General features: G+C 59.2%; 24 protein-coding genes. 10 read left to right on the forward strand and 14 right to left on the reverse strand.

Going from position 1 to position 24,472, the window contains the following annotated elements:
- Positions 1 to 57: 57 nt before the first annotated feature.
- The 3 genes from Q0837_RS05870 to Q0837_RS05880 all read right to left on the reverse strand — a co-directional run bounded on the left by Q0837_RS05870 (position 58) and on the right by Q0837_RS05880 (position 1,349).
- A complete protein-coding gene (locus Q0837_RS05870) occupies positions 58 to 507 on the reverse strand; it encodes a hypothetical protein (RefSeq protein WP_298466373.1) in 450 nt (149 codons plus the stop codon).
- Between the two features lies 1 nt (position 508).
- Positions 509 to 913 carry a hypothetical protein gene (locus Q0837_RS05875; protein WP_298466375.1) on the reverse strand — a complete coding sequence of 135 codons (405 nt, stop codon included), beginning with the start codon at positions 911 to 913 and terminating at the stop codon, positions 509 to 511.
- A 94-nt stretch (positions 914 to 1,007) separates the two neighbouring features.
- On the reverse strand, positions 1,008 to 1,349 hold the full coding sequence (locus tag Q0837_RS05880; protein ID WP_298466377.1) for a UrcA family protein: 342 nt from the start codon (positions 1,347 to 1,349) through the stop codon (positions 1,008 to 1,010).
- A gap of 309 nt (positions 1,350 to 1,658) precedes the next feature.
- On the opposite strand from Q0837_RS05880, the gene Q0837_RS05885 reads away from it, so the two are divergent.
- From Q0837_RS05885 to ppdK, 3 genes are read left to right on the forward strand one after another with little or no spacing between them, the layout of a single operon-like run.
- On the forward strand, positions 1,659 to 2,528 hold the full coding sequence (locus Q0837_RS05885) for a glycine--tRNA ligase subunit alpha (RefSeq protein WP_298469807.1): 870 nt from the start codon (positions 1,659 to 1,661) through the stop codon (positions 2,526 to 2,528).
- Positions 2,528 to 4,579: a glycine--tRNA ligase subunit beta gene (gene glyS / locus Q0837_RS05890; protein WP_298466379.1), complete on the forward strand. Its 2,052-nt coding sequence runs from the start codon at positions 2,528 to 2,530 to the stop codon at positions 4,577 to 4,579. Before Q0837_RS05885 ends, glyS begins: the two co-directional genes overlap by 1 nt.
- Entirely contained in the window at positions 4,579 to 7,245 is a 2,667-nt protein-coding gene (ppdK, locus tag Q0837_RS05895; RefSeq protein ID WP_298466380.1) for a pyruvate, phosphate dikinase, read from the forward strand. The genes glyS and ppdK overlap by 1 nt, the downstream gene beginning before the upstream one ends.
- On the opposite strand, the gene Q0837_RS05900 is transcribed toward ppdK, so the two are convergent.
- On the reverse strand, positions 7,242 to 7,997 hold the full coding sequence (locus Q0837_RS05900; protein ID WP_298466382.1) for a methyltransferase: 756 nt from the start codon (positions 7,995 to 7,997) through the stop codon (positions 7,242 to 7,244). The two genes, ppdK and Q0837_RS05900, sit on opposite strands and share 4 nt — an antisense overlap.
- A 56-nt stretch (positions 7,998 to 8,053) precedes the next feature.
- Here Q0837_RS05900 and Q0837_RS05905 point away from each other — a divergent pair, with 56 nt between their 5' ends.
- The 4 genes from Q0837_RS05905 to Q0837_RS05920 all read left to right on the forward strand — a co-directional run bounded on the left by Q0837_RS05905 (position 8,054) and on the right by Q0837_RS05920 (position 11,995).
- Positions 8,054 to 8,899 (forward strand): ComF family protein, encoded by an 846-nt coding sequence (locus Q0837_RS05905; RefSeq protein WP_298466384.1) that lies wholly within the window; start codon positions 8,054 to 8,056, stop codon positions 8,897 to 8,899.
- Positions 8,900 to 9,242: 343 nt separating this feature from the next.
- Positions 9,243 to 9,641: a phosphoribosyl-AMP cyclohydrolase gene (gene hisI / locus Q0837_RS05910; RefSeq protein ID WP_298466386.1), complete on the forward strand. Its 399-nt coding sequence runs from the start codon at positions 9,243 to 9,245 to the stop codon at positions 9,639 to 9,641.
- A gap of 32 nt (positions 9,642 to 9,673) precedes the next feature.
- Positions 9,674 to 10,138, forward strand: a complete 465-nt coding sequence (locus Q0837_RS05915; RefSeq protein WP_298466388.1) for a MerR family DNA-binding transcriptional regulator — start codon at positions 9,674 to 9,676, stop codon at positions 10,136 to 10,138.
- Between the two features lie 51 nt (positions 10,139 to 10,189).
- The gene (locus tag Q0837_RS05920; protein WP_298466390.1) at positions 10,190 to 11,995 is read left to right on the forward strand and encodes an acyl-CoA dehydrogenase C-terminal domain-containing protein; all 1,806 of its coding nucleotides are present in this window, start codon (positions 10,190 to 10,192) and stop codon (positions 11,993 to 11,995) included.
- 68 nt (positions 11,996 to 12,063) lie between these two features.
- On the opposite strand, the gene Q0837_RS05925 is transcribed toward Q0837_RS05920, so the two are convergent.
- The 6 genes from Q0837_RS05925 to tyrS form a co-directional block, all read right to left on the reverse strand.
- On the reverse strand, positions 12,064 to 12,237 hold the full coding sequence (locus tag Q0837_RS05925; RefSeq protein ID WP_298466392.1) for a hypothetical protein: 174 nt from the start codon (positions 12,235 to 12,237) through the stop codon (positions 12,064 to 12,066).
- A 55-nt stretch (positions 12,238 to 12,292) separates the two neighbouring features.
- On the reverse strand, positions 12,293 to 13,069 hold the full coding sequence (locus Q0837_RS05930; RefSeq protein ID WP_298466394.1) for an aspartyl/asparaginyl beta-hydroxylase domain-containing protein: 777 nt from the start codon (positions 13,067 to 13,069) through the stop codon (positions 12,293 to 12,295).
- Positions 13,070 to 13,242: 173 nt separating this feature from the next.
- On the reverse strand, positions 13,243 to 14,163 hold the full coding sequence (cysK, locus tag Q0837_RS05935; protein WP_298466396.1) for a cysteine synthase A: 921 nt from the start codon (positions 14,161 to 14,163) through the stop codon (positions 13,243 to 13,245).
- Position 14,164: 1 nt separating this feature from the next.
- The gene (locus tag Q0837_RS05940; protein ID WP_298466398.1) at positions 14,165 to 15,457 is read right to left on the reverse strand and encodes an MFS transporter; all 1,293 of its coding nucleotides are present in this window, start codon (positions 15,455 to 15,457) and stop codon (positions 14,165 to 14,167) included.
- 84 nt (positions 15,458 to 15,541) lie between these two features.
- On the reverse strand, positions 15,542 to 15,880 hold the full coding sequence (locus tag Q0837_RS05945) for a PilZ domain-containing protein (RefSeq protein WP_298466400.1): 339 nt from the start codon (positions 15,878 to 15,880) through the stop codon (positions 15,542 to 15,544).
- Positions 15,881 to 16,052: 172 nt separating this feature from the next.
- Positions 16,053 to 17,285, reverse strand: a complete 1,233-nt coding sequence (gene tyrS, locus Q0837_RS05950) for a tyrosine--tRNA ligase (protein WP_298466402.1) — start codon at positions 17,283 to 17,285, stop codon at positions 16,053 to 16,055.
- Positions 17,286 to 17,362: 77 nt separating this feature from the next.
- On the opposite strand from tyrS, the gene Q0837_RS05955 reads away from it, so the two are divergent.
- Positions 17,363 to 17,881 (forward strand): hypothetical protein, encoded by a 519-nt coding sequence (locus Q0837_RS05955; RefSeq protein WP_298466404.1) that lies wholly within the window; start codon positions 17,363 to 17,365, stop codon positions 17,879 to 17,881.
- A 224-nt stretch (positions 17,882 to 18,105) separates the two neighbouring features.
- On the opposite strand, the gene Q0837_RS05960 is transcribed toward Q0837_RS05955, so the two are convergent.
- A complete protein-coding gene (locus Q0837_RS05960) occupies positions 18,106 to 18,597 on the reverse strand; it encodes a TspO/MBR family protein (RefSeq protein ID WP_298466406.1) in 492 nt (163 codons plus the stop codon).
- 72 nt (positions 18,598 to 18,669) lie between these two features.
- Between Q0837_RS05960 and Q0837_RS05965 the strand changes: the two genes are divergently transcribed.
- Positions 18,670 to 19,866, forward strand: coding sequence for a DUF1343 domain-containing protein (locus Q0837_RS05965; protein ID WP_298466408.1), 1,197 nt, complete (start codon positions 18,670 to 18,672; stop codon positions 19,864 to 19,866).
- 4 nt (positions 19,867 to 19,870) lie between these two features.
- Here the strand turns inward: Q0837_RS05965 and Q0837_RS05970 are convergent, their stop codons facing one another.
- The 3 genes from Q0837_RS05970 to Q0837_RS05980 are packed head-to-tail and all read right to left on the reverse strand — an operon-like array spanning position 19,871 to position 22,816.
- Positions 19,871 to 21,088: a serine/threonine-protein kinase gene (locus Q0837_RS05970; protein WP_298466410.1), complete on the reverse strand. Its 1,218-nt coding sequence runs from the start codon at positions 21,086 to 21,088 to the stop codon at positions 19,871 to 19,873.
- 54 nt (positions 21,089 to 21,142) lie between these two features.
- Complete coding sequence (locus Q0837_RS05975) at positions 21,143 to 21,571, reverse strand: hypothetical protein (protein ID WP_298466412.1); 429 nt, start codon at positions 21,569 to 21,571, stop codon at positions 21,143 to 21,145.
- A 60-nt stretch (positions 21,572 to 21,631) separates the two neighbouring features.
- Positions 21,632 to 22,816: a VWA domain-containing protein gene (locus Q0837_RS05980; protein ID WP_298466414.1), complete on the reverse strand. Its 1,185-nt coding sequence runs from the start codon at positions 22,814 to 22,816 to the stop codon at positions 21,632 to 21,634.
- A gap of 123 nt (positions 22,817 to 22,939) precedes the next feature.
- Between Q0837_RS05980 and Q0837_RS05985 the strand changes: the two genes are divergently transcribed.
- Positions 22,940 to 24,340 carry a methyl-accepting chemotaxis protein gene (locus Q0837_RS05985; protein ID WP_298466416.1) on the forward strand — a complete coding sequence of 467 codons (1,401 nt, stop codon included), beginning with the start codon at positions 22,940 to 22,942 and terminating at the stop codon, positions 24,338 to 24,340.
- Positions 24,341 to 24,472: the final 132 nt, after the last annotated feature.

Here is a 24,472-nt window from a genome sequence, read left to right on the forward strand (position 1 = left end):
CCTATTCGCTCATGAATGATTGTTCGTATTCTTAAAAGTCGGAGGACCTCTACGACTTCAATGACCCCTGAAGCGCTTGATGTGAAACGCGACGAAAAACGCGGCGATGCAAACCGGAGCTGTCCAGTAATCGACCATCTGCATTTCCGCGGATTCAGTGGCCTGCACGTCGGCTGTGAGGCCCCAGTAAAGGCCAGTGATCATATTGCCGAAGAGAGCCCAGACAATCAGGGCGATGAAGGCTGCGGTCACGCCGGAATGCCACAGAGCGAGTGTAAACTCGTCCGCATCCCGATGGCGGAACAAGTGAACCATGGCCCACAGGAACGCCACGACACAGACAAGCAAGACGATGGACAGAGCGCTATCAAGATCTGCAGGACCATATACGGTGTCGTAAAAGTCGAAGATCGAGAATAGGACCAGCGTCACCGCCCCTACATTTGCCGCGCGTAAGTAGCTATCAACGGCCTTCTGGCGGTCGCTTGCTGATTTTAGTTCGGCCATTTCAATACCCCCGGATCCGTTTGAGATTGAAAGCGACGAGAAACGCGCCGAGCGACACGAACGAGGCAAAGTCGGACGGCAAATCCTGACCACGCTCGTTTCCTACGAGACCGTCGTAAAAACCTTCCGCAAACGGTAGGAAAAGCAGCCACGCCATCGCGGCGATGAAGCCCGCATTTGCTCCCGCAGACCACAGGGAAGCGATCCATTCGTCGCTGTTGCGGGTGGCAAACATCACGATGATCGCCAGGATACCGAATGTGATACCGATTAGCGCGAATTCGTCTGGGATGATGTCGTTGCGGCCCAGCACCATGAGCACGAACGATGCCGCAGCCACGTGGCTAAGCACCAAGTGCATTCTGCCGTAGCTGCGCGGTCCGTGTGGGTCTTCTTGCAGGCTCATGTGATCTCAGTTCCTGATTGGGTGTTTGAAGGGGGTGCCGTGCTCGGCGGGAGTGCGGGGTAGGCTATACTTCCACCGAGACACGGCTGTTTCGTCAGCCTTGGGGTGAAACTGGAGTGCCCTGGGCGAGACGAACCTTCGTGGCCTTTGCTTCGAGGATCGCAAAGCGAACCTGATCTTTGACAGCTGCCCGGGCGCTGGCCCGACAAGCGCGTTCGAGGCGCAGCGATTGAGTGTCGCGCCCGCCATTGGCGCATTTCTGACGGATGATGGTCTTCAAACGCTCATCGAGCAGTGCGACACCCTTTTGCGTGGTGAGGTCTACGCCGTCGATTTCGACCTCGGCAGAAAAGTCATTGGCATTTATGCCTGAAGCAGCAGCCGGTACTGCGGCCAGTGCGATGGCGGGAGCGATAAGAGCAGCAACGAAACGCATATGAAATCTCCTGGGGAGCGAGAATTTGTCGTATCAACCTTCCGTTATGTCAGGTTGCCCTTACTTTATGTCGCGATTCACTGACTGTGTCAACAAGACCTGACTTTTAGTAACGCGAGCCTGACCAAAACCGCAGAATTCTGCGTGTTTGAGCGGTGGAAACTGGGCGAATGCTGCACTGCATCATTGACGCTGTTGGGGGCATAAGCCATGGCGCGACGCATGGAATCCGAGGTCAAAACCCCTTCTGGCGAATCGATTGCGAAGCCCGGCGATTCGGGTCGCGATCCGCGTCGTTCATTCCAGGACATGATTCTGACGTTGCATGATTTCTGGAGCGCGAATGGCTGCGTGATCCTGCAACCCTACGACATGCGTATGGGGGCAGGGACGTTCCACACCGCAACCACTCTGCGCGCGCTCGGGCCGGAGCCGTGGAATGCGGCGTTCGTTCAGCCGTGCCGCCGCCCCACCGACGGTCGCTATGGCGAAAACCCGAACCGGTTGCAGCACTATTATCAGTATCAAGTGATCCTGAAGCCATCGCCTGGCGATATTCAGGAACTTTATCTTGCCAGCCTGCGTGCGATCGGGATCGACCCGCTCAAGCACGACATCCGCTTTGTCGAGGACGATTGGGAATCGCCCACGCTCGGCGCATGGGGGCTGGGCTGGGAGGTCTGGTGTGACGGAATGGAAGTCACCCAGTTCACCTATTTCCAGCAAATGGGCGGGTTCGATTGCAAGCCAGTTGCGGGTGAACTGACCTACGGGCTCGAACGCCTCGCAATGTACATTCAGAGCGTCGACAGCGTCTACGACCTCGCTTTCAACCAGCACGGCGTTTCATACGGCGACGTGTTTCTCGAGAACGAGAAACAGATGTCTAAATGGAACTTCGAAGTCGCCGATACAGACGGGCTGTTCGACCTGTTCAACAAGGCCGAGGCCGAGTGCCAGAATGCGCTCGCCGCGAGCGTTCCGATTGCCGCCTATGAGCAGGCGATCGAAGCCAGCCACATCTTCAACCTGTTGCAGGCGCGCGGCGTGATTAGCGTGCAGGAACGCGCGAGCTATATGGGCCGGGTCCGCGACCTCGCGCGCTCGTCTTGCGAAAAGTACGCCGAGAAGATGGCGCCTGAATGGGCCGAGAAATATCCGGGCTGGAGTCTCGTCTGATGGCCGATTTTCTGCTCGAACTTCGCAGCGAAGAAATCCCTGCGCGCATGCAAAAGGGTGCGCGCGCCGAGTTGGAAAAGCTGTTCCGTCGCGAATTGGACACCGCTGGCGTTGCCGTGGGTGAGATCACAGTCTGGTCGACCCCGCGCAGGCTCGCTCTGATCGCGAAAGGCCTGCCGATCGAAACCGAGGCGGTGCGCGAAGAAGCCAAAGGCCCGCCGGTCGGTGCGCCCGATCAGGCGGTCGATGGTTTTTGCCGCAAGAACGGCGTTACCCGCGACCAGTTGGAAGAGCGCGACGTCAAAGGCCGCGCGACTTACTTTGCAGTGATCGAAAAGCCGGGTCAGGCCGTCAGCGATCTGCTCGCAGCCGCAATCCCTGCGATCATCCGCGATTTCTCCTGGCCCAAGAGCATGCGCTGGGGCGAGGCTTCAATCAGCTCCGAAAGCCTCAAATGGGTGCGGCCGCTGTCGGGCATCGTGGCGCTGCTTGATGGCGAGGTTGTACCGTGCCTCACCGATGGGCTTGCCAGCGGTCGCGAGACCGTGGGGCACAGGTTCCATCACTCCGGCACCATCGAAGTGGCCGGGGCGGACGACTACGCAAAGAAGCTGCGCGATGCGCATGTGATCGTCGATCACGAAGAACGTCAGGACATGGTCCGCGCCGGCGCGAAAGCTGCCGCCAAAGCGGCAGGGCTCACGCTGGTCGAAGATGAAGGCCTTGTGGTCGAGAATGCTGGTCTGACCGAATGGCCGGTGCCGCTGCTTGGCCGTTTCGACGAGAGCTATCTCGACGTTCCTCCGGAGGTTATCCAGCTGACCGCGCGGGTGAACCAGAAATACTTCGTGTGCGAGGATGCTGGCAAGAAGCTCGCCAATGCCTTTATCTGCACCGCCAATATCGACGCGGTCGATCCGGCAGTGGTCGTCGACGGCAACCGCAAGGTGCTGGCGGCGCGTTTGAGCGACGCGCGGTTTTTCTGGGAGTTGGATCAGAAGACGACGCTGGCCGAGCATGCACAGAAACTGGAGCGGATCACGTTCCACGAGAAGCTCGGCACGGTCGCCGACAAGGTGGACCGTGTTGCCAAACTGGCGTCGTGGTTGGTTTTCGATGCGAAAGAGCCCAACGGCGACCATCAACTTACCCGGCAGGCCGCCGACTTGTGCAAGGCTGACTTGGTCACTGAGATGGTCGGGGAGTTCCCGGAGCTTCAGGGCTTGATGGGCGGATACTACGCAGAGAAGGAAGGCTTGCCGCAAGAAGTCTCCGACGCGATCCGCGACCACTACAAGCCTGTGGGGCTGGGCGACGACGTGCCAACTGCTCCCACGACGGTGGCCGTCAGTCTTGCAGACAAGCTTGATAATCTCCTGAGCTTCTTCAAGATCGATATCCTGCCGACCGGTTCGAAGGATCCCTTTGCTCTCCGTCGAGCGGCCCTTGGGTATATTCGCTTGGTTCAAACAAACGGTCTGAAACTCTCGCTCGACACTGTGGTTCATGCTTGGGATAGCCAGCCAAACGCTGTGCTTGCCGCCAAGCTTGGCGAGTTTCTCTTGGATCGTCTCGCCGTCCAGTTGCGCGAAGAGGGTGTGCGACACGATTACATTCAAGCATCGCATGATTGGGCAGGATCGCTCGACCTCAGACTGGATCGTGTTGAGGCTCGGGCTAGGGCGCTAACTGCATTCCTAACTGGGGATGATGGTGCAAACCTCCTCGCCGGATACAAGCGCGCGGCCAATATCCTAAAGAAAGAGGAATGGGAGCCCGGCGCGGCCAACCCCGCACCAGAACCCGCCGAGCAGGCGCTGACTGATGCGCTTGATTCCGCTGCTCCAACAGCCGCGCAGGCCATCGAAGCCGAAGACTTCGAAGCCGCCATGGCTGCGCTTGCGAGCCTGCGCGCGCCGATTGATGCGTTCTTTGATCAGGTTACGGTCAATGATGACAACCCCACCAAGCGGTCAGCCCGGCTCGATTTGCTGGCGCGTTTTCGTGATGCGGTCCACCGCGTCGCCGATTTTTCGAGGATTGAAGGTTGATGATCCAGACGGTCTACCCATTCGGCGGAAGCGCCGCTCATGATGACGCTCGCCAGAAGGACAAGACCGTCACCGGCGGGAAGGGCGCGAACCTGGCCGAGATGGCGAGCATCGGGCTGCCGGTCCCTCCGGGTTTCACGATCACGACCGAAGAAAGCGTCCGCTACCTCCAGGATGGTGCGGATTTCTCGGAGGAACTGCGCGGCGAGGTTGCGAAAGCGCTGACGCATATCGAGCAGGCTGTCGGCAAGAGCTTTGGCGATGCCGCCGACCCGCTGCTCGTGTCGGTCCGCTCGGGCGCTCGTGTTTCGATGCCGGGCATGATGGACACCGTGCTGAACCTCGGCCTCAACGATGCAACGGTTGAAGGGCTTGCAAGCACCAGCGGAGACGAACGCTTCGCATGGGACAGCTATCGCCGCTTCATCCAGATGTATTCCGACGTTGTGCTCGGGATTGACCACGGTCTTTTCGAAGAAGCGCTGGAAATCTGCAAGGAAGACAATGGTTTTTACGCGGATACTGAGCTTTCGGCTGAAGACTGGAAAGCGATTGTCGCCGAGTACAAAGGCATCGCTGAAGCGGAGCTGGGCAAGCCATTCCCGCAGGATGTAACCGAGCAGCTTTGGGGCGCGATCCGCGCAGTTTTCGATAGCTGGGACAGCGACCGCGCCAAGGTCTATCGACGCCTGAACGACATTCCGGCCGATTGGGGCACTGCCGTCAACGTGCAGGCGATGGTGTTCGGCAATATGGGCGACACCAGCGCCACCGGTGTTGCGTTCACTCGTAACCCGGCGACGGGCGTGCGGGCCTATTACGGCGAGTACCTGATCAACGCGCAAGGCGAGGACGTTGTCGCGGGCATCCGCACGCCGCAATACCTGACCAAGGCCGCGCGCGAGGCGGCGAATGCCAAGCCGCTGAGCATGGAAGAGGCCATGCCTGACGCATACACCGAGCTGGCGCGCGTGTTCGACCTGCTCGAAGGCCATTACCGCGACATGCAGGACATCGAGTTCACCGTGGAACGCGGCAAACTCTGGATGCTGCAAACCCGCTCGGGCAAGCGCACGGCCAAGGCGGCGCTGAAAATGGCAGTCGAGATGGTCGGCGAAGGGTTGATCGACCAGAAAGAGGCGGTGCGCCGGGTCGATCCGATGGCGCTTGATCAGCTGCTTCACCCGACGCTCGATCCTGATGCTGCGCGCAATGTGCTGACCACCGGCCTTCCGGCTTCACCGGGCGCGGCGGCAGGCAAGATCGTCCTTGATGCCGATACAGCCGAGCAGTGGGTCAACCGCGGCGACAAGGTGATTCTGGTCCGGGTGGAGACCAGCCCCGAAGACATTCACGGCATGCACGCCGCGCAGGGTATCCTGACTGCGCGCGGCGGCATGACGTCACATGCTGCGGTGGTTGCGCGCGGGATGGGTAGACCCTGTGTTTCCGGCGCAAGCGGCGTTTCGATTGATCGCGACGGGCGAACTTTGAGGATTGGCGAGACCGAACTCAAAGAAGGCGATGAAATCACACTCGACGGCGCAAACGGGCAGGTGATGCTCGGGATTGTGCCGACTATCGAACCAGAGCTTGTCGGTGACTTTGGGACTTTGATGGTGTGGGCCGACGAGCTGCGCCGGATGCGCGTGCGTACCAATGCGGAAACGCCAGCGGACTGCAAAATGGCGCGGCAGTTTGGCGCGGAAGGTATTGGGCTGTGCCGGACCGAGCATATGTTCTTCGACGCTGGCCGGATCAGCGCGGTGCGCCAGATGATCCTTGCTGAAGATGAGGCCGGACGGCGCAAAGCGCTTGAGATGCTGCTGCCCGAACAGCGCAAGGATTTCACCGCGATTTTTGAAGTGATGGCCGGCCTGCCGTGTACGATCCGGCTGCTTGATCCGCCGCTGCACGAATTCCTGCCGCATGGCGACACCGAGTTTGCAGAACTCGCGGACGCGACCGGGCTAGGTGTCGACCACCTCAGGCGCCGCGCGGGAGAACTCCACGAATTCAACCCAATGCTGGGCCATCGCGGTTGCCGACTGGGAATCACATTCCCGGAAATCTACGAAATGCAGGCGCGTGCAATCTTTGAAGCGGTTTGCGCTGTGCAGAAGGCAAGCGGCGAAGCGCCGTTGCCCGAAATCATGATCCCGCTGGTCGCCACCAAGCGCGAACTGGCGATCTTGCGGGCGCTGGTCGACCGCGTCGCCGAAGAAGTCTTCGAAGAGCAGGGCGCCCGGGTCGAATACCTGGTCGGCACAATGATCGAGCTGCCGCGTGCGGCTCTGATGGCCGGTGAAATCGCCGAGGAAGGCGCATTCTTCAGCTTCGGCACCAACGACCTGACGCAGACGACTCTTGGTGTGAGCCGCGACGATTCAGCGCGTTTCCTCGCGCCTTATGTCGACAAGGGCATCTTCCCGCGCGACCCGTTTGTCAGCCTCGATATCGATGGGGTTGGCCAGCTGGTTGAACTGGCAGCGGAGCGGGGCAGGGGAACGCGGGTTGATATCAAGCTCGGCATCTGCGGCGAGCATGGCGGCGATCCGGCGAGTATCGCTTTCTGCGAGAAGGTCGGCCTGGATTATGTCAGCGCCTCGCCATACCGCGTGCCGATCGCCCGCCTCGCAGCGGCGCAAGCTGCGTTGAAAGACTAGTTTTTCCAACCTGTCAGAACGAGAATCTCGAAGGTTTCGACGACTTTGCCGTCGTCCTCCTTCAGCGCGTCGAACGCCGTCTTCGCGCGTTCCAGCCAGTCGCGGGTCAACGAGGGAACAGGCGATGTGAGCGAACGGGTCAGGCCATGGTCGCGCAGATCGTTGATCATCCGCTCAAAGGACGGGAAACGCACGCGGATCGGGTAGGAATCGACCACCTGCCGCTTGAACCCGGCGCGCTCCATGAGGCCCGTCGCTGCGCGGATATCGACTTGGGGATGGACGCGAGCCGCTGGACGTTCGCCATCGGCTTCGAGCGCGATCTGGCGCAACACCGGCAGGCTTCCAGCACCCGGGAAGGCGGCAATGAACAATCCGCCCTCTGCCAAAGCGTTGCGGCCATGGATCAGCGCACCGGGTAGGTCATTGACCATGCCCAGGCCGAGCAGGTGAACAATCAGGTCAAACATCGCGACCGGACCCGGTTGCTCTTCGTCGAAGGTGCCGAGCAGCCCGACATTGCCTGCCGTACCTTTGGCGGCGAGTGACGATTGCAGTTCTCCGCTCGCCTCTCCGACGATCAGTGCCTTGGCCGGTTCGAAGCGCATGAAGTCGAGCCGCTCGGCGATATCCTTCGCCATTGTGTCAGCGAGATACGTCGCCCCGCCGATCGATTGACGAGAGCGCGCGCGCGCCCATTTCGCGGCGGCTTGTTTGCGGTCGAAGATGTTCGGGACTTGCGATGTGGCCATGTGCGTAGCCCTGACGCGCTTGCCTCGGGAGTGCAAGATATGCGACTTCTTGGGCCATGGGCATAGGGTCGCGCCTTGGCGCCAATCTGAAAGAGGGACTGAGGCCGATCGTCGATCTGGTCTATCCGCCGCGTTGCCCCTTGTGCGGAGATGCCATTGCCGATCAGGGCGGGCTTTGTGTCGAGTGCTGGGCTGAGCTGGAGGTGCCGGGAGAGCCCGCGTGCAAGAGCTGTAATCGCCCAATGGGCAGCGACGGCACGAAGCGCGACACCGAATGCACGCCTTGCCAGCTCGATCCGCCGCGTCATTCGGGGATTCATGCGGCGACCCTCTATGACGATGCCTCTCGCAAACTCATTCTGACGTTCAAGCATGGCGGCAAGATCGCGCTTTCACGTTTGCTCGGGAGGCTGATGGCCGCGCGCTTGCCCGACCCGGTGCAAGGTAAGGAGCCTCTGCTGATCCCGGTCCCTTTGCATAGGCTCAGGCTGTGGGAGCGCGGATACAATCAAGCGGCATTACTGGCTCGGGAGCTTGAGAAACGTGGCAAGGGAACACTCTTCGTCGATGCGCTGGTGCGCATAAGGCGAACGCCGAGCCTTGGTGGGTTGGGGCGAGAGGAACGCGAGCGGGCTTTGCGCGGTGCGATCGCGGCTCGTGCCTCGCGGATACACCGGCTCAAAGGTCGAGACGTCGTCCTGGTCGATGATGTTCTCACCAGCGGTGCGACAAGCGATGCCTGCGTTGCGGCTTTGCTGGAAGCTGGGGCAGCGTCGGTGCGGATTGCCTGCTTCGCGCGGGTGGTGAGCGGGGTCGGGGGCAGAGAGCCGTCAGCTATCTTCGCGAAAACACATCCCACAAACGAAACGCCCGAGGTCGTTAAGACCCCGGGCGCCACGTGACGAAATGATGTGGAACCGCTCTAAAGAGCTCAGACGGCGACCCCCTAACTTCGCCATCAGGATTCCTATCCCTCATCGTTCAATCAGACCTTCCAACACCCCGCTGTTGGCTTGATCCGACCACCCCCTGAACCTGGCACTATACTGCGCCGTTGTCTGGTGGACGAACTCGCTAAAGCTCGTGGAGAGACTTGTTCCAAACAGACCTGCTCAGGTGAAGGTGAATCCTTGTTCGCCATGGATTTTGGCGCGGGTCTGTGGTTATCGTGCAACAAACAGTCGCATCTGGCGCTCAACTCGTCGATCCGGCAAGATTCAATTAACCAATTTGGGAGCCGCAACTTTGACTGACGTCAATTTGTCTCGCGATGATCGTGAGCACGGGACGCAGTTTGCGCCCAAGTTCGATTCGCTGGGTTTGCTAACCGCAGTGGTAGTGGATTCGGCTACGGGCGGCGTGCTTGTTGTCGCGTTTATGAACGCGGAATCGTTGGCGAGAACGCGCTCCACCGGGAAGGTGCATTTCTGGTCGCGTTCCCGGCAGAAGCTTTGGATGAAGGGTGAGACGTCGGGGCACGTTCTCGAAGTTGAAGAGATACTGGTCGATTGCGATCAGGATGCGCTGGTGATTTCTGCGAGGCCGGCTGGACCGACATGCCATACTGGCGAACAGAGCTGTTTCTATCGGCGGTTAGATCCCGGTGCTGAAGACACGCGTGCTCTCGTAAAGGTCAATACTTGACGCTCACGTAAAGGTAAGGTAGTCAGAAGCTCATGGCTACAGCACCTGCTCAACAAACTGATTCGAAAGCGTCCGAAGGCGAAGGCCGTCGCAACGGCGCGCATCTGGACCGGCCCGACAAGCATGAGCGCGAACAGTTCTCGATCTCCGATCTGACATCGGAATTCGGCTGCACCGCGCGTGCATTGCGCTTCTATGAAGACGAAGGATTGATCAGCCCGGCTCGAGTTGGCCTGACCCGCGTTTATTCAAAGCGCGACCGGGCTCGTCTCGCGTGGATCATGCGGGCCAAGAATGTCGGGTTCAGCCTGACCGAAATCCGCGAGATGATCGACCTCTACGATCTCGACGATGGACGGGTCGAACAACGCCGCGTCACGATTGAGAAATGCAGGGCGCATATCGCCAAGCTCAAGGCGCAGCGCGCCGATATCGATTCCTCGATCAAGGAACTGACCGAATTTGTTGGCGAGATCGAACAACTCGACCTCGGCTGACACGCCAAGCAAACAAATAGACACGCAAACGCTCAATAAAGGGATCAAGTGATGCCGACTTATACCGCCCCCACTCGCGACACGCGCTTTGTTATCAATGAAATGCTGGATCTCGCCAGCTACGGCAACTTGCCGGGTTTCGAAAACGCATCGCAGGACATGATCGATGCAGTGGTCGGTGAAGCCGGCAAATTCTGCTCCGAAGTTCTCGCACCGCTCAATCAGATTGGCGACGAGCAGGGCTGCACCCGGCACGAAGACGGTTCGGTCACCACACCAGACGGTTTCAAGGAAGCCTATGATCAGCTCGTCGAAGGCGGTTGGACGACTTTGACCGCTCCTGAAGAGTTTGGCGGGCAGGGCCTCCCACACGTGATGGGCTTCGCGTTTGAAGAGTATATCGGCACCGCCAACCAGGCGTTTGCGATGTATCCCGGCCTTACTGGCGGCGCAGCTGCGGCGCTTCAGGCTGCCGGATCGCAGGAACTGAAAGACCTCTATCTGCCGAAGATGGTTTCGGGCGAATGGTCTGGCACCATGAATCTGACCGAGCCGCATTGCGGCACCGACCTCGGCATGATCCGCACCAAGGCTGAGCCTCAGGCTGACGGTTCTTACGCCATCACCGGCACCAAGATTTTCATCTCCGCCGGTGAGCACGATCTCACCAGCAACATCATCCACCTCGTGCTCGCCAAGACCCCAGGTGCTCCAGACAGCTCGAAGGGCATTTCGCTGTTCGTCGTGCCAAAGTTCATTCTCGACGAGAATGGCGAGCCGGGTGACCGGAATGGCGTGTCATGCGGCTCCATCGAGAAGAAGATGGGCATCCACGGCAATGCGACCTGCGTGCTGAACTATGACGGCGCGAAAGGCTGGATGGTCGGCGAAGAGAACAGGGGCCTTGCTGCCATGTTCGTTATGATGAACGCTGCGCGCCTCGGTGTCGGGCTTCAGGGTCTGGCGCAGGCCGAAGTCGCGTACCAGAACGCTGTCACCTACGCGCTCGATCGCCGTCAGGGCCGCGCCCTTTCCGGCCCGGCTGAGCCTGAAGCGCAGGCCGACCCAATCTTCGTGCACCCGGACGTTCGCCGCATGCTGATGGACGCCAAGGTGTTCAACGAGGGCATGCGCGCACTGTGCCTGTGGGGCGCTTTGCAAGTCGATCTGTCGCACAAAGCGCAGACCGAAGAAGAGCGCCAGCTGGCTGACGACTTAATCGGTCTGATGACCCCGGTCATCAAGGGCTACGGCACCGACAAAGGTTACGACATCGCGAACAACATGCAGCAGGTTTATGGCGGGCACGGCTACGTCAAAGAGTGGGGCATGGAGCAGTTCGTGCGCGATAGCCGCATCGCCATGATCTACGAAGGGACCAACGGCGTTCAGGCGATGGACCTGTGTGGGCGCAAGCTTGCATCGAAGGGCGGCCGCGCCGTTCAGGCGTTCTTCGCCGCAATCGACGAAGAGATCGCAGGCGCCAAGGAAATCGAAGGTCTGGCCGAGATGGCCGGAAAGCTTGAAAAGGCTCTTGGCGAGCAGAAAGCGGCAACCATGTGGTTCATGCAGAACGCCATGCAGAACCCGAACCACCTCGGCGCAGGCGCGCATCACTACATGCACATCATGGGCATCGTGACGCTCGGCTTTATGTGGCTGAAGATGGCCAAGGTTGCCACTTCTGCTTTGGAAGGCTCGCCTGAAGACGCAGCGTTCTATGAAGCGAAACTGACCTCGGCTGCCTACTACATTGAGCGCTTTTTGCCGGATGCAGGTGCGCTGCGCCGCAAGCTCGAAGCGGGTAGCGACAACATGATGAAGCTGACGGAGGAGGCATTCGCCACCGCAGCTTAAGCGATTACGATATCGTCACCAAAGGGGCCGGTCCGGGGGGATCGGCCCTTTTTCGTCCAAACCTGAACCTAGTCGGCGCCGATCTTGGCGGCGACTTCCTCGATTGAGCCGGTCACAAGCAACGGTGCACCGCCAACCATGCCCACATTGGTCTGGCCGTTTTCTCCGGTACGCAGCCACGCGATATTCTGCGCGACGACCATGTAATTGCCGCCACGCGATTCAAGCTTCACGAACTTCATACCAATTCTCCGATCTGGCGGACTTTGCGCCTCGCACATCAAGATCGGATTAAGATTACAGCTCGCCGCGCTCTGCCTTTGCGAAGACTCTTTCCCAGTCCGCAAGATTGCTCTTGGCGTCCTGAACGAAGTGGCTGCGCTTGATGTAGTTCATGGTCGCATTGGCCAACCATGATCCAGGGGCCTTGAGCGGGCGAGTTATCTGGCAAAGCAGCACAATTCGCGTTTCATCGGTCTCGTTCTGCACTTCGTGTTCGTAAGTGTCGTCAAACACCATCCACTTGCCTTGACCCCATGTCAGGCGCTGATCGTGGATGCGCATCCAGCACTTTTCTCGTTGCTTGGGTACGACGAGTCCGAGATGTGCGGTCATGAACGCCTTTGTCACGCCGCGATGCGGGACTATCACCGCTCCGGGTGCCAGAATGGAGAAGAACGCCGAGTTAAGCCCCGGAATATGGGAGAGGAGTTCGGCGGTCTTTGGTGCACGCGCGATATTCTCCTCTATTCGGTTGCCGTAACCGACGAGAAAGAAGCTGCGCCATGAATTGTCTCGCATGATTCGCCGGTGGTCGGGCGACACTTCACGCAGCGGTGGGATTGCGTCGCGATGTTCGAAGATCGCCAGCGCCTCATCTCGGATCGCTTCCCAGTGGCGCGATAGCTTGCTGCTCCAGTCGAACTGAGCAGAATCGAGCACCGGATCGTTCGAAATCAACGAACTGTTTGCGATCACCGAATTCATCTTGTGGCGCTGCTTCTTTGCAAAACGGTAATGCAGCGGCTTGCTGCGATCGTTGGAAAGCAGTCCAAATGCATTCGACAAGCCCATCGCACCCTCCATCTTGCAGCGTGCGACCCGAAGGTGACACTAGTGTGCGATGAGGGACGATGCTTGTCGAAACGCGACGCTTCACGCCGTTAACGACGACTGGTCGCGACGCTTCGACAGACGAAATGCAGTTTCGGCGAACCGGTTTTCGTGATCGCCGGAACGCTGGGCGCTTATTCGACCGGCAGGAACTCCGGCACTGAGAGGTATCGTTCACCGGTGTCGTAGTTGAAGCCGAGGACGCGCGTGCCGGCGTCCAATTCCGGCAGCTTCTTCGCGATGGCGGCGAGCGTCGCGCCTGAGGAAATGCCAATCAGCATCCCTTCTTCGCTCGCAGCGCGGCGTGCCATTTCCTTGGCGTTGTCGGCATTGACTGGAACCGCGCCGTCGATGGCGTCGGTGTGGAGGTTATCCGGGATGAAGCCAGCACCAATGCCCTGGATTGGGTGAGGGCCGGGCTGGCCGCCATTGATGACCGGGGAAAGTTCGGGCTCGACAGCGTAGGCTTTGAAGCCGGACCAATGCTTTTTGAGTTCTTCAGCGCAGCCCGTCAGGTGGCCACCGGTGCCGACCCCGGTGATCATGACGTCAACCGGAGTATCCGCGAAGTCGGCGAGAATTTCCTTGGCGGTCGTGCGGGCGTGAACTGCGACATTCGCCGGGTTCTCAAACTGGCTCGGCATCCATGCGCCTTCGGTCGATTGGACGATCTCCGTGGCGCGTTCGATCGCGCCTTTCATGCCCTTTTCCTTGGGTGTCAGGTCGAACGTCGCACCATAGGCGAGCATCAAGCGGCGGCGCTCGATCGACATCGATTCCGGCATGACAAGCACCAGCTTGTAACCTTTGACGGCGGCGACCATGGCGAGGCCGATGCCGGTGTTGCCGCTGGTCGGTTCGACAATCGTGCCGCCGGGAGCCAGTTTGCCTGCCTTTTCGGCATCTTCGACCATCGCCAGCGCAATACGATCCTTTATCGAGCCACCGGGGTTAGAACGCTCCGATTTCAGCCAAACTTCATGATCGGGAAACAGCCGCGACAGGCGAATATGCGGGGTGTTGCCGATTGTCTCGAGGATGTTTGCAGCTTTCATATCAGGCCTCCTGGGGATTTTTTGATTGCTCGCCTTCTAGCAGATCGGCGGGCGGATCGAAGCTCTTCGTTGTTCGTAGTACTGGGAATATTCGGCTCCAGAGCAAAACGGTTACAAGCGCGCCTGCACCGCCAGCAATGATGGCCGCCACCGGACCGATCAGGAATGCGAGGCTGCCGGAAAACGCGTCGCCGCCTTCGTTCGAGGCGCTGATCGTCATCATACTGACCGAGGATACCCGGCCGCGTTTGTCGTCCGGCGTGTGGAGCTGGATCAGGGATTGGCGCACATAGACGCTGAACATGTCCGCCGCGCCGATGATAAACAGCATGGCAAGGCTGAGTGGAAGGCTGGTCGAGAGGCCAAACACGATTGTGGCGATCCCGAAAACCGCCACCGCGCCCAGCATCTTCGGTCCAACCTGTGTTTTGAGCGGACGGAAAGAGAAGAAGATCGCCGTCATCAATGCGCCTGCCGGAGTTGCCGATGCCAGCATGCCCAGACCGAATTCGTCGGTTTGCAGGATGTCGCGTGCGAAGACCGGGATCATCGCGTTGGCTCCGGCGAGGAACACCGCGAACAGATCCAGCGTGATCGTGCTCAGCACCATCTTGTTCTTCACCACATAGCGAAGGCCGTCGATGATGGCGCCGATCGGACGCTGGTCCTTGCGCATTACGGGCTGAGGAACCTTGCCGACTTGCAGCAACGCCAGCGCGGACACGGCGAAGAGTGCGGTTGCGATCACATAGGGAAGGGCGGGTTCGAAAGCGTAGGGCACGGCGCCTATTGCCGGCCCTACCAGTGCGCCGGCCTGCCATGAGATCGAGGAAAGCGCGATCGCCGTTGGCAATATCGCCTTCGGTACAAGGTTTGGTGCGAGGGACGACAATGCCGGTCCCGCAAAAGCACGCGCGACACCAAGCACAATCGATATGCCGAACAACAGGCTAAGGCTCACGCCGTCGATCCAGCTGAACCAGGCGAGCGCTACCGCGCATCCCAGTTGGAGGATGACGGTAAGCAGGCCCAAAGAGCGTCGATCAAATCGGTCAGCGGCCAGGCCGCTGAACGGTGTGAGGAAAAAGAGCGGCAGGAATTGCAGTAAGCCGATCAGAGCAAGCGTGCCCGAACCCTCGGCGATGTTCATGCCGCTGTCGCGTGCGAGATTATACGCTTGCCACCCTATGACCAGCAGCATGGCGTATTGCGCCAGCGTCATGGTCAGCCGCGCGGTCCAGTAAGCGCGGAAGTTGTGAACCTGGAACGGGTGAGTTGGAACAGCGTCAGTCACGCCGCCGCCATGGCAGGCACTATGCGTGCTGCCAAGCCAACGAATGTATGCGGCGGGTTAGTCTAGCTTGGATCGATGCTTGCTTCAGCGATTGCGGCGCAGGCGCGGGTTCGGCTGAAGCGTGTCGATAATCGACACGAAATCGTCGAGACGGATGATCCGCTCGAACTGGAAACCGGCGCGGTCATCGCGGGTCCAGATCACATATGCCTCAATCCGGCCGACGACCGGGAGGCGAATGATCACGCGTTCGCCGCGGCCAAGATCGGCTGCATCATCGACCATAAAGCCGTGTGCAGACAGATTGGAGATGTGAAGATTCATATCGCCGCGAACATGATGTTCGGCGATTACCGGGAAATCCACCGGATGGCGCGCCGCGCGGCGCATGTCAGTTACACTCAGGTTTGCTCCGGCAGACACAGTCCCCGACCCTCCATTATTATGCGAGTAAAGTCCCTAATGGGGCAGAAAGGCTGACATTTGGTAAAGCGCGTGGGACAGGTCGGAAGGCGCGAGAGACCACTAGGGCCGCTCGCGAGGCAGAATTGCCGGAGGTGTGCGTTGGCAGCGACGAAGCTTCGCCGCCGAACCGCTACCGGGTGACGATGGCGTGCTTCTTCTTGCCGAGGCTGAGCTTCAGGCTGTCGCCTTCGCCGGGTGACACGACAAAGCCGGGATCACTCACGGTTTCTCCGTCCAGCTTCACCGCACCTTCGGCCAGCTTTCGCTTGGCTTCTCCGTTGGAGGCAGTGAAGCCCAGATCGGTCAGCACCGCACCGATGCGGAGCCCGTCGGGACCGACCGCGAGGGTCGGCAAATCTTCGCCCGCTCCGCCGCCAGCGAATGTCTCTTTCGCAGTGGCTTCTGCAGTCGCAGCGGCTTCCTGGCCGCGCACCATCTTTGTCACTTCATTGGCGAGAACGACCTTGGCGTCATTGATCTCCGCGCCCTCAAGTGTTTCGAGGCGGGCAATTTCGTCGAGCGGAAGGTCCGTGAACAGCCGCAGGAACTTGCCCACATCGCGGTCATCCGTGTTCCGCCAGTACTGCCAGAAATCGTAAGCAGGCAGGGCGTCTTCGTTGAGCCAGATCGCACCATCGACCGACTTGCCCATCTTCGCACCATCGGCGCGGGTGATCAGCGGCGCGGTAAAGCCATACACCTCACGCCCGTCGATCCGGCGGTTGAGCTCGATCCCGTTGACGATATTGCCCCACTGATCGCTGCCGCCGAGCTGCAGCCGGCAATCATAGTCACGCGCCAGCACCAGATAATCGTAGGCCTGCATGATCATGTAGTTGAATTCGAGGAAACTGAGCGGTTGTTCCCGATCGAGCCGCAGCTTCACCGAATCAAATGTCAGCATTCGGTTGATGGTGAAATGCGGACCGACGTCGCGCAGCATTTCGACATAGCCGATCTTGCTGAGCCAATCGTCGTTGTTGATCAGCAATGCGCCCGTCGGGCTGTCGTCGAAACGCAGGATCCGTTCAAAACTTCCTTTGATCCCGGCAACGTTCGCAGCGAGCCGCTCTTCGGTCATCAGTTGCCGCGTTTCATCCTTGCCGGATGGATCGCCAACCTTGGCCGTGCCGCCGCCCATGATCACGATCGGGCGATGTCCTGCCTGTTGCAGACGTTTGAGCAGCATGATCGAGGCGAGATTGCCGATATGCAGCGACGCCGCAGTAGGATCGAACCCGACATAGCCCGTTACCACTTGCTTTGCGGCGAGCGCATCCAGCGCGCCCGCATCTGTGATTTGGTGCAAATGGCCGCGCTTTTCGAGCAGGCGCAGCAGATTGGATTCGTAGCTTTCAGACATGGCGTTGGCGCTTAACAGCGAGGGCGGGGCGGGGGAAGTGACTTGCTCATGTGTGCACGCTTCGCGATAGGCGGGCCATGCAACCGCTCATGCTTCACCAGACCTGCGATCTCGGCCCTATCAAGGCGGTGACCGCATCCATTACGGCAACTCCATCCGGGTTCGACGCCGAATTTCGCTTTGATGGAAACGTTTCGGCGATCCGGCTTCCAGCGGCGGGGCCATCTGTGCGCACCGACGATCTTTGGAAGACAAGCTGTCTCGAAGTGTTCTGGCAGCCGATTGGAGAAACGCATTATCGCGAGTTCAATTTCTCGCCGTCAGGCCGCTGGGCCGCCTACGATTTCTGCGCGTTTCGCGAAGGAATGCGCGATGCGCCCATCGATGCGATTGCGGTGTCGTGTTCGCATTCGGACGGCGAGTTGATCCTGAAAGCCAGCGTGGCGGCGGATTTGCCTGCTCCAGCCCAAGTGGCGCTCAACGCGATCGTCGAGCATGCTGATGGCGGCAAGCAATATTGGGCGCTCGCCTTTCCGCCGGGTAAGCCTGAGTTTCACTCGGAGGCATGCCGGCAAATGATCGTCGAGCGCGACTAGCAACGTCGGCATTTTCCTACTTCACGGTTGCCCGATACCAAGTGGGCATGCCGTTCAGCTGTCCCAACGAAGAAATCAGAGTGACCTACGGCTCTTCCCGAAGGGCATTTCGAGTTGGAGAAGTGTCAACTTCGCGAAAACGCGAAACATCGCATTATTTCAGAGCTAAAGTTGGGAGCAGGACGGTTGACAGGGTGTCAATTGTGGCAACTTCGCGGGGGCGATCAGGCTTCTACGCCGTTGTTTCCGAACGGTCCGTTCAACTGCACGATCTTCCAATTCAGGAATGCGGCAAAGCTGACCCATGCAAGGTATGGCACGTTCAGCCAGGCTGCGAACTCGGTATAGGGCATCAGGAATACGACCAGCGCCAGCACGGACAGCCACAGGAAGACGACTTCAAACAGCGCGAAGTCTGGACGCTTGAATTTGAAGAACAAAGGCGACCAGGCGAAATGCGCGGCGAAATTGGCCAGGAAAAGCCCTCCAATGAAGGCTTTGTCGCCAAGCGTCGGCGCGCTTGTGACCGCCACGTACAGGCTCCAGCCAGCAAGACCGAGGATCACGGTCCATGCCGGGCCGAACAGCCAATCGGGCGGCTGCCAGCTAGGCTTCTTCAGTTTGCGGTACCACGGGCCGATCTCGGTCAGAAATCCACCCACTCCGCCGAGAATGATCGCCCAAGCGGCGGCGATGATCGCAATGGTCCAATCCATGTTGGGGGCCATACGCGGATAGAGGCGCAAACACCATTGCGTTTGGCGATTGGCTGTTCCAACTCGAATGCCATGAAATTTGGAATAGATCGCCTGCTCGCCGACCCGGATTTGCTTGGAGCGCTAAATGGCAAGCGTGTCTCGCTTGTCGCGCATCCTGCCAGCGTGACCGAAGACCTGACGCACAGCCTCGATGCGCTGATTGCGGCGGGTGTGAATGTGACCAGCGCATTCGGGCCGCAGCACGGGCTGAAAGGCGACAAGCAGGACAATATGGTCGAGACGGCTGACGAGCTCGATCCGCATTACAACATCTCGGTGTTCTCGCTTTACGGAGAGGTGCGCCGTCCGACAGGCCAGATGATGTCGAGCGCGGATGTCTTCCTGTTCGACCTGCAGGATCTTGGTTGCCGCATCTACACCTTCGTCACCACGCTGCTCTATCTGCTCGAAGAGGCGGCGAAGCACGGCAAAGAGGTGTGGGTTCTGGATCGTCCGAACCCCGCTGGCCGTCCGGTCGAAGGGACGATGCTGGTGCCAGGACACGAGAGCTTCGTGGGTGCCGCACCGATGCCGATGCGTCATGGCCTGACTTTGGGCGAGATGGGGCATTGGTTCACCGCGCATTTTGGTCTCGACGTCAGCTACCGCGTGGTCGCGATGGAAGGCTGGCAGCCTGACGGCGAAGGGAGTGGCTGGCCGACGTCACGCGTATGGATCAATCCGAGCCCGAATGCCGCCAGTGTGAACATGGCGCGCTGCTATGCCGGGACCGTGATGATCGAAGGCGCAACCGTGTCCGAAGGGCGCGGAACAACTCGGCCTTTGGAGGTTTTGTTCGGCGCTCCGGACATTGATGCGAAGGCTGTGCTGGCGGAGATGCAACGCTTCGCACCGGATTGGTTGCAGGGCGCGCGACTGCGTGAATGCTGGTTTGAACCAACCTTTCACAAACACTCTGGAAAGCTCTGCAACGCATTGATGATTCATGCAGAAGGTCCGCACTATGATCACGGTGCGTTCAAGCCGTGGCGGATGCAGGCGTTGGCGTTCAAGGCGATCCGGCGGCTCTATCCGAGCTACGATCTGTGGCGCGATTTTCCCTACGAGTACGAGCTCGATCGGCTCGCGATCGACGTCATCAATGGCGGGCCGTCGCTGCGCGAATGGGTCGATGATGCCGCTGCGTCGCCGCACGATCTCGATGCAATGGCGTCGCATGACGAAGCCGCATGGATCGCCGATGTGAAGCAGCATTTGCTGTATTGAGGGGTCAGATCTCAATGCCGCCGAACGTTATCGCTGCGAATGCGGCGAGGGCGGCGATGGCTGCGAACAGGATGATTAGGAGGACAACATTGCCGGCGGTCTGGTTCGGCGCGTCCTCTTCATACTCATAGTCGTACTCGTCATCGTCGTAGCTTTCTTCTTCCCAGTCTTCTTCGACCTCTTCCGTGGCAGGAGCATGCGGAATAGCTTCGAAGGCAGGATGGGATGATGGATCGGGCGCGGCAGGAGTTGGCGTCGGAGTCGGTTCCTTGGCGGGGCGATACAGAGCGTTGAGCTTCTCTGCAGGGATCATCACCGTCTTGTCCGCGTTGTCGGGCCACGGTTCGGGATCGGGTTCACCGCGCTGGATCTGCTCCACCCGCATCATCACCTCTTCGGTCGAACGCAGGCGGTGATCAGGGTGCGTGGCCAGCATATCGGACAACAACGAGCGCAGCTTCGGGTCGACAGATGACAGATCAATCGGCTCATGCCGCTTGCGGATCGCAGCGCCGGGCGTGTGGCCCATATCGATCTCTTTGCCGCTGGTCAGGCCGAGCAGCACCAGAGCGAGGCTGTAAATGTCGGTCCACGGACCGATCTCGTATTCCGGTTCACCCAATTGCTCAGGCGCTACGTAGTTCAGCTTGCCGGCAAACCCGGTCCCAACGATTGTCTCACCTTGCAACGTGTCTTTTACGATTCCGAAATCGATGATCTTGGGACGGTCTAGGTCGCCATCCTCCAGCAGGATGTTGTCCGGAGCGAGGTCGCGGTGGATGACCCCGGCTTTGTGAGCCGCGCGCAGTCCGATGCAGATTTCGGTGAGCAGCGTCAGCAACTCTTCAGTGCCAAAATCTTGATCGTTCTTGATCAGTTTCTCGAGGCTCGGACCGTCGATGAACTCAGTGACGACAAAGCTCAGATCGAGGTCCGGGTCATGCGCAAAAGTGCGATACGACACGATCCGCGGGTTGGTGATCCGCACCATTGCGCGGACTTCCTTGCCGAACATTTCGCGTACCAACTCGTCATGCACCTGCTCGGACCGGATCATCTTGATCGCGACCTTGTCTTCTTCGATGAAGGTGTTGGAAGCGAGGTATACCTTGCCCATGCCGCCTTCACCGATAGCGCGCTCGATCTTGTAATTGTTGTTGAGGATCGTCCCCGGCTCAAGCCGGTTGGGCGCAGCGCGCTTTCCTGTTGGTATGTTGGTCATCTCTTGCCCACCCCGGAAAGGCAATATGGCAGCGGAGATGCGAGCGCGCCAGCCTTACTCGTCGATGGTTTCCGCAGGGATCCTGAGAAACGGTCCCCTCGGTGGGAGTGGCAATTGGCGAATATCGTCGCGATTGCCCTTCATCACCATCACCGAACAGCCATCCTGCCGCCGATCAACGGCATAAATCAGGTGCGGCTTGTCGGGCGAAGCTGGCTCGCGATCGAGCTGCGGTGGTAGGCCGAGCGCTTCGCGTGCCTTGGATATGCGGTCACGGCAGTCTTGCGGGTCGATTGTGCCTAGTCTTACGCCTCTTTGGGTTTCGTACACGACCGGCTTCGTTGCATTCTCGATCGTTGTCCAGGGTTTTGCAGGAGACACATATGCGGGGTTGTTCAGCGGCATTTTGAGATTTGTGTCATCCGCGGAGGCAGGGACCATCAAGAACGGTAGCGCGGTCAGAATGAGGAACGAAGATCGCACGATAAGCCTCCCTGTATTCACTCTGACTTAGCACAGGTTGGGGGGATCTTCTATCTTGGATCAATGCCCTTGCTTCCGGCTCAGTTCTCGCATTGCGTCGTCCAGCCCGTCCAGCGTCAGCGGGAACATCCGGTCGCCAACCAATTGCTTGAGCATCTTCGTCGATTGCGAATAGCTCCACTGCTTTTCGGGCACCGGATTGAGCCAGACGGTTGCGGGGTAGGTATTGGATACGCGATCCATCCACACCGTCCCTGCTTCTTCGTTCATGTGCTCCACGGAGCCGCCAGCGTGGGTGATTTCGTAGGGACTCATCGCTGCATCGCCGACGAAGATCACTTTGTAATCATGCCCGTATTTGTGAAGGATATCCCACGTTTTGGTCCGCTCCTGCCACCGGCGGCGGTTGTCCTTCCAAACGCCTTCGTACAGGCAGTTGTGGAAGTAGAAGAACTCAAGATTTTTGAACTCTGCCGTGGCCGCGCTGAACAGTTCTTCAACCAGCTTGATGAACGGGTCCATCGATCCGCCGACATCCAGGAACAGCAGCAGCTTCACCGCATTATGCCGTTCTGGCCGCATATGGATATCGAGCCAGCCTTGCTTGGCCGTGCCGTCGATCGTTGCATCGAGATCAAGCTCGTCCGCTGCACCTTCGCGAGCAAACCGGCGCAGGCGGCGCAGGGCCATCTTGATGTTGCGGGTGCCAAGCTCCTTGGTGTTGTCGAGATTCTTGAATTCGCGCTTTTCCCAGACCTTGATCGCGCGCTTGTGCTTGCTCTCGCCGCCAATCCGCACGCCTTCCGGATTGTAGCCCGAATTGCCGAACGGTGATGTGCCCCCGGTGCCGATCCACTTGTTGCCGCCTTCGTGGCGCTCTTCCTGTTCTTCGAGCCGCTTTTTCAGCGTCTCCATAATCTCGTCCCAGTCGCCGAGCTTCTCGATCTCAGCCATCTCTTCCTCGGACAGGAATTTCTCCGCGACAGATTTCAACCAGTCTTCTGGAATATCGACGGGGTTCTGACCGTAGTCAGACATGATCCCTTTGAAGACTTTGTGGAACACCTGATCGAACCGGTCGAGCAGGCCTTCGTCCTTCACGAAGGTCGCACGCGACAGGTAATAGAACGCTTCAGGTGACTGTTCGATCACCTCTTTCTCAAGCGCTTCGAGCAGCGTGAGGTGTTCCTTAAAGCTCGCGCCGATACCGGCTTCGCGCAGTTCGTCGATGAAATTGAAAAACATGGGAGTCGTCTAGCCGGGCGAGTGCTCACATTCCAGCCCCATTACGAGGGAGAGAGCCTCTCAATTTAAGCCTTCGCTAACCATCTCCGCTTACTGCCGGTCTCCGCAAGACAGAGGCCAACAATGAAACCGATCGCAGTCGATACCAGCAGCGCAACCGCCCTCGAGAAAATTCCTGAAAGTTGCGGTGCCGTGACGGTCGGGTGCACCGATGTGGCCGGTGTGGTCGAGGCTGTCATCCAGTCGTCCGAGAAACTGCGAGAAGAACACGAAGCTTTGCGCGGAACCGTCAGCGCGCTCGAAGCCGATCAGACAAAAGTCGCTGAAGCCAGCGACGAAGCGCGCCTTTTGTCCGAGCGCGCAATCGAACGATTGGGCGAGGGCACCTCGCTGATTCAATCGTCACTGGCGCAGATCAACTCACTGCTTGAGTTGGTGGATACGCTCGGCCAGCATGTGACCAGCTTTTCCGCCGCGATCGAGCAGGTACGCCGCAGCGCGCAGGACATCGATAACATTGCCGAGACGACTAACATCCTGGCGCTGAATGCGACCATTGAGGCGATGCGGGCAGGCGAAGCAGGTCGGACCTTTGCGGTGGTTGCCAGCGAAGTGAAGAGCCTCGCCAACGATACCCGCAAGGCCACCGAAGAGATTACTCAAACCGTTGAAGCACTTGGCGAAGAGGCGAGCACGGTCATCGGCCGGATCGAGGCAGGCGCGCAGGCAAGTGGCGATGCAAAGGCATCGGTTGCACGGATCGAAAACACGATCTTCAGCGTCGGCGAACTCGTCGAGGAGGTCGATAAGCAGAATGATGTGATCGCGCGTTCAACGGGTACGATCAGCGGGCATGTGGATGCTGTGCAACGAGTCCTGACCAGTTACGATGCAGCCGCGCGCACCAATGAAAGTCAGCTTGAGGGCGCTCACACACGCATGGGCGAGCTTGAACTGACTGCGAGCGAGATGTTCGACCGGATCGTGCAGGCTGGCCTGAGTCCGGAAGACAGTGCGATGGTCGACAGGGCGCAGGGCATTGCATCTGACCTTAAAGAGGCGACCGAACGGGCAATCGACGCTGGCGAGTTGACCGAGGCGCAGTTGTTCGATGTCCAATATCAGGAAGTCGCCGGGACCGATCCGCAATTGTATCGGACATCATTGAGCGACTGGGCCGATGCCAACTGGCGCCCGGTAAACGATGCACTCTACGCGGAAGGTGGCGCGATCATCATGTGTTCGGAATCCGACATGAACGGCTTCCTTCCTACGCACATCACCGATTGGTCACGCAAGCCGACTGGCAATCCCGCGCATGACATTCGATATTGCCGCAATGGGCGCAAGATCCTCGAGAGGATCGACCGAAAAGCCAAGGAAAGCGACGCGCCTTACATGATGGCGATTTACCGGCAGGAAGGCGACGGCAAGACCTATCGGATCGTGCGCAACGTCTATGTTCCGCTGACTATCAAGGGCAAACGCTGGGGTGATCTGGAGCTGGCTTACAGCTTCGATTGAACCGCAAAACTGGATTGAGTTAAGTCACTGAACTGCCCGATCCTTGCCGGATTAACCACAATTGTTTACCCGTTAGCCTTGATAACTAACGGAGTCGCAGCGTGCCGCGTTCGGTTTGGAATGCGATTAGTC

Source organism: uncultured Erythrobacter sp. (assembly GCF_947499705.1).
In the GTDB taxonomy this organism is placed as follows: Bacteria; Pseudomonadota; Alphaproteobacteria; order Sphingomonadales; family Sphingomonadaceae; genus Erythrobacter.

Coding starts and splice junctions, on each gene's coding strand:
- Q0837_RS05870 (WP_298466373.1), bottom strand. CDS start 507: ATGGCCGAACTAAAATCAGCAAGCGACCGCCAGAAGGCCGTTGATAGC.
- Q0837_RS05875 (WP_298466375.1), bottom strand. CDS start 913: ATGAGCCTGCAAGAAGACCCACACGGACCGCGCAGCTACGGCAGAATG.
- Q0837_RS05880 (WP_298466377.1), bottom strand. CDS start 1,349: ATGCGTTTCGTTGCTGCTCTTATCGCTCCCGCCATCGCACTGGCCGCA.
- Q0837_RS05885 (WP_298469807.1), top strand. CDS start 1,659: ATGATTCTGACGTTGCATGATTTCTGGAGCGCGAATGGCTGCGTGATC.
- glyS (WP_298466379.1), top strand. CDS start 2,528: ATGGCCGATTTTCTGCTCGAACTTCGCAGCGAAGAAATCCCTGCGCGC.
- ppdK (WP_298466380.1), top strand. CDS start 4,579: ATGATCCAGACGGTCTACCCATTCGGCGGAAGCGCCGCTCATGATGAC.
- Q0837_RS05900 (WP_298466382.1), bottom strand. CDS start 7,997: ATGGCCACATCGCAAGTCCCGAACATCTTCGACCGCAAACAAGCCGCC.
- Q0837_RS05905 (WP_298466384.1), top strand. CDS start 8,054: ATGGGCATAGGGTCGCGCCTTGGCGCCAATCTGAAAGAGGGACTGAGG.
- Q0837_RS05915 (WP_298466388.1), top strand. CDS start 9,674: ATGGCTACAGCACCTGCTCAACAAACTGATTCGAAAGCGTCCGAAGGC.
- Q0837_RS05920 (WP_298466390.1), top strand. CDS start 10,190: ATGCCGACTTATACCGCCCCCACTCGCGACACGCGCTTTGTTATCAAT.
- Q0837_RS05925 (WP_298466392.1), bottom strand. CDS start 12,237: ATGAAGTTCGTGAAGCTTGAATCGCGTGGCGGCAATTACATGGTCGTC.
- Q0837_RS05930 (WP_298466394.1), bottom strand. CDS start 13,069: ATGGGCTTGTCGAATGCATTTGGACTGCTTTCCAACGATCGCAGCAAG.
- cysK (WP_298466396.1), bottom strand. CDS start 14,163: ATGAAAGCTGCAAACATCCTCGAGACAATCGGCAACACCCCGCATATT.
- tyrS (WP_298466402.1), bottom strand. CDS start 17,285: ATGTCTGAAAGCTACGAATCCAATCTGCTGCGCCTGCTCGAAAAGCGC.
- Q0837_RS05955 (WP_298466404.1), top strand. CDS start 17,363: ATGCAACCGCTCATGCTTCACCAGACCTGCGATCTCGGCCCTATCAAG.
- Q0837_RS05960 (WP_298466406.1), bottom strand. CDS start 18,597: ATGGATTGGACCATTGCGATCATCGCCGCCGCTTGGGCGATCATTCTC.
- Q0837_RS05965 (WP_298466408.1), top strand. CDS start 18,670: ATGAAATTTGGAATAGATCGCCTGCTCGCCGACCCGGATTTGCTTGGA.
- Q0837_RS05970 (WP_298466410.1), bottom strand. CDS start 21,088: ATGACCAACATACCAACAGGAAAGCGCGCTGCGCCCAACCGGCTTGAG.
- Q0837_RS05980 (WP_298466414.1), bottom strand. CDS start 22,816: ATGTTTTTCAATTTCATCGACGAACTGCGCGAAGCCGGTATCGGCGCG.
- Q0837_RS05985 (WP_298466416.1), top strand. CDS start 22,940: ATGAAACCGATCGCAGTCGATACCAGCAGCGCAACCGCCCTCGAGAAA.